The sequence below is a fragment of the Paenibacillus forsythiae T98 genome (assembly GCF_000520735.1).
Classification (GTDB): Bacteria; Bacillota; Bacilli; order Paenibacillales; family Paenibacillaceae; genus Paenibacillus_AQ; species Paenibacillus_AQ forsythiae.
In genome coordinates this window covers 1-2454 of record NZ_ASSC01000599.1, presented here as the reverse complement: position 1 = coordinate 2454, position 2454 = coordinate 1, and the positions used below count along the sequence as shown (strand labels likewise).

Annotated in this window: 1 protein-coding gene; it reads right to left on the bottom strand. The window is 56.1% G+C overall.

What is annotated here, in order from left to right; translation table 11 throughout:
- On the bottom strand, nucleotides 1–2159 hold a 2159-nt coding region (locus L692_RS0118745; protein WP_025701611.1), incomplete at its 3' end, for a bifunctional metallophosphatase/5'-nucleotidase.
- Between the last annotated feature and the right edge of the window lie 295 nt (nucleotides 2160–2454).

Sequence of the window (2454 nt, the reverse complement as noted above, 5' to 3'; positions counted from 1 at the left end):
CGGCCCGCCGTGGCATCATCGGCGGGCTTGATGGCGACGTGAACCGTAAAGTCGCCCGTTCCGAGCTGGGCCGTAATAGCCGTGCCGTCAAGTACGCTCAGCGGCAGCGAGTAGGAGGCGCCGCCTGTGTCGAAGGTCAGCACGAGCTGAGGTTCCGCCGCTGCCCGCTGAATCAGCGCGCTGCCCGGAAGCGTAACTTCCGCGCCGCCTGCGGAGGAGGCGACAGGAATGACCAGCTCGCTGCTGCCGGGAGGCAGAGCCGCCAGACGCTGCGTCAAATCTTCCGCCGTCAGGGCCGTGACCTGGGCCGGCGGCGCCGAAGGCGCCGGCGCTGTTATGGTCCCGCTGCCCGTCGGCGTATCTACGGCGTTCTTCGCATCGGTGATGCGGCCTTCAAGGCCGATGTTCACCTGGCCGATTTTGCCCAAATATTCGTCAAATACCTCATAATCGGGAACGTACAGCTCATAATAGCGTCCATCCGCCTTGGCCTCCGCCAGCGCCCGGTAGAAGTCGCCGCCTCCGGCCATGAAGGAGTTCGTAGACAAAATATAATAGCCGCCCGGATCAACCGGCGCGTAGCTGCCATTTGGCTGCTTGATCTCCACCGATACGATCCGTTTGCCTTCCTGCTTGACCTCATTGGTGGCGGGGTCGACGATTTCCGGCTGCTTTGCCGAATTGAAGGTGTACCGCATTCCCGAAACTTGCGGGAACCGCCCCTGATCGGCTTCCAGTCCGCTGACGCCGTTCTCCAGCGATGAAATGATCTCGCGCCCCGTAACCTTGAGAGCGACAAGGCTGTTGTTGAACGGGAGGGTCGTCAGCACTTCGCCGAGCGTAATATCCCCCTGATTAATCGGCGCCCGGATGCCGCCGCCGTTCTGAATGGACACAAAGCCATTAATGGAAGAAAGCTCGGACGATGAGAGCAGTTTGCTGACCAGTTCCTTTGACTTGCTGTTGATGCTGTCCGCGATCAGGTTACCAAGCGGTATTTCTTCCTGCCGCGCCACGCGTACCATTTTACCGTCGATCATACGGTGAGTGTACAGATCGGTGTAGGTATAGCCGACGACGGTCTGACGGATGGTTTCAAGCTGCGCATCGTACGGGGCGAGCATCGATTTCGCTTCGGCGTCCTCCGCGTATTTGGAAACGTCAAGCAGCCTGCCGGAGAAGCTTGTCAGCTGGCCGTCCGTGTTGAAAGAGACATCCAGCTCCCCGAGATTCTGTCCGTATTCGCCCGTCTGCACAATCAATGTCGTGTCCCCGGTGCTTCCGTGCGGAACCTCCACCGGAACATTCAGCTTCGTGTGAGTATGGCCGCCAACGATAATATCAATTGCGGGCACCTCCACCGCGAGCTGTTGGTCAATGTTATATCCAAGGTGGGAAAGAGCGATTATTTTGTTAATGCCTTTGGCTTGCAGCATGGCTACTGCCTTTTCTGCGCTGGTCTTGTAATTTTCGAATGTGATGTTGTCGCCCGGCGACGATAGTCCCAAGGTTTCCTCCGTGGTCAGGCCGATAATGCCGACCTTCTCGCCGTAGACATCCTTGATGACAGTGGGGTAAATATTGCCGTTTATAGCGGGGGTATTGGAGTCGCCGATCAGGCCGGTTTCATTGTGATACAGCCCGGCAAGCTCGCTGCCTTTCGTTGTAAAATCGATGTTGGCGCTGACGAACGGGAATGCGGCCCCATCCATGAAGGTTTTTAACACGGGAAGTCCTTTGTCGAATTCATGGTTGCCGAAAGTCATGGCGTCGTAGCCGATGTAATTCATGAACTCCAGGTCGGCCAAACCTTCGAATTTGGTAAAATACAGCGTTCCGGAGAAGACGTCGCCCGCATCCAGCAAAATCGTATTGCCGGTGCGCTCGCTCTTGATCGCCGAAATCCGCTTGGCCACATATTCAAGATGGCCGTGGGTGTCGTTCGTGTGCAGCACGCGCAGCTTGAAATCCTGGTCGGTGTAGGTAGCCAACTGCACGGTTTCCGCATCCGGAACAGCAGCAGGCTTGTCCGCCTGCGCTGCGCTGGCCGCATAGGCTTGTCCGCCGCCGAAAGGGACGGCCGGGAACAGGGCGGTGAGCAGCAGGGCCGCCGTCAGCAGGAGACTGTACGACTTCTTACTTTGAGAAGAAAAGTTCATGTAATCTTAACCTCCTACTATATAAGTTGCAAGAATATATTTAATTATAATAGTGATAATCCGAATTTTTGGCAATTACTCGCGAAAAATTGTTAGCGGAGCACAAATTGATAGAGAGATTTCCCAAAAATATTGAACAAAACGGCCCCGCCCCTCGCTGGATTGGCGAAGGGCGGGGCCTCTGGTTTACCCGCCGTCAATCAAGTGTTGGAGCGGGAATAACCTCCCGTCCATCCATGTATTTACGCAATGCCTGCGGAATATAAATCGAGCCGTCCTCTTGCTGGTGGTTCTC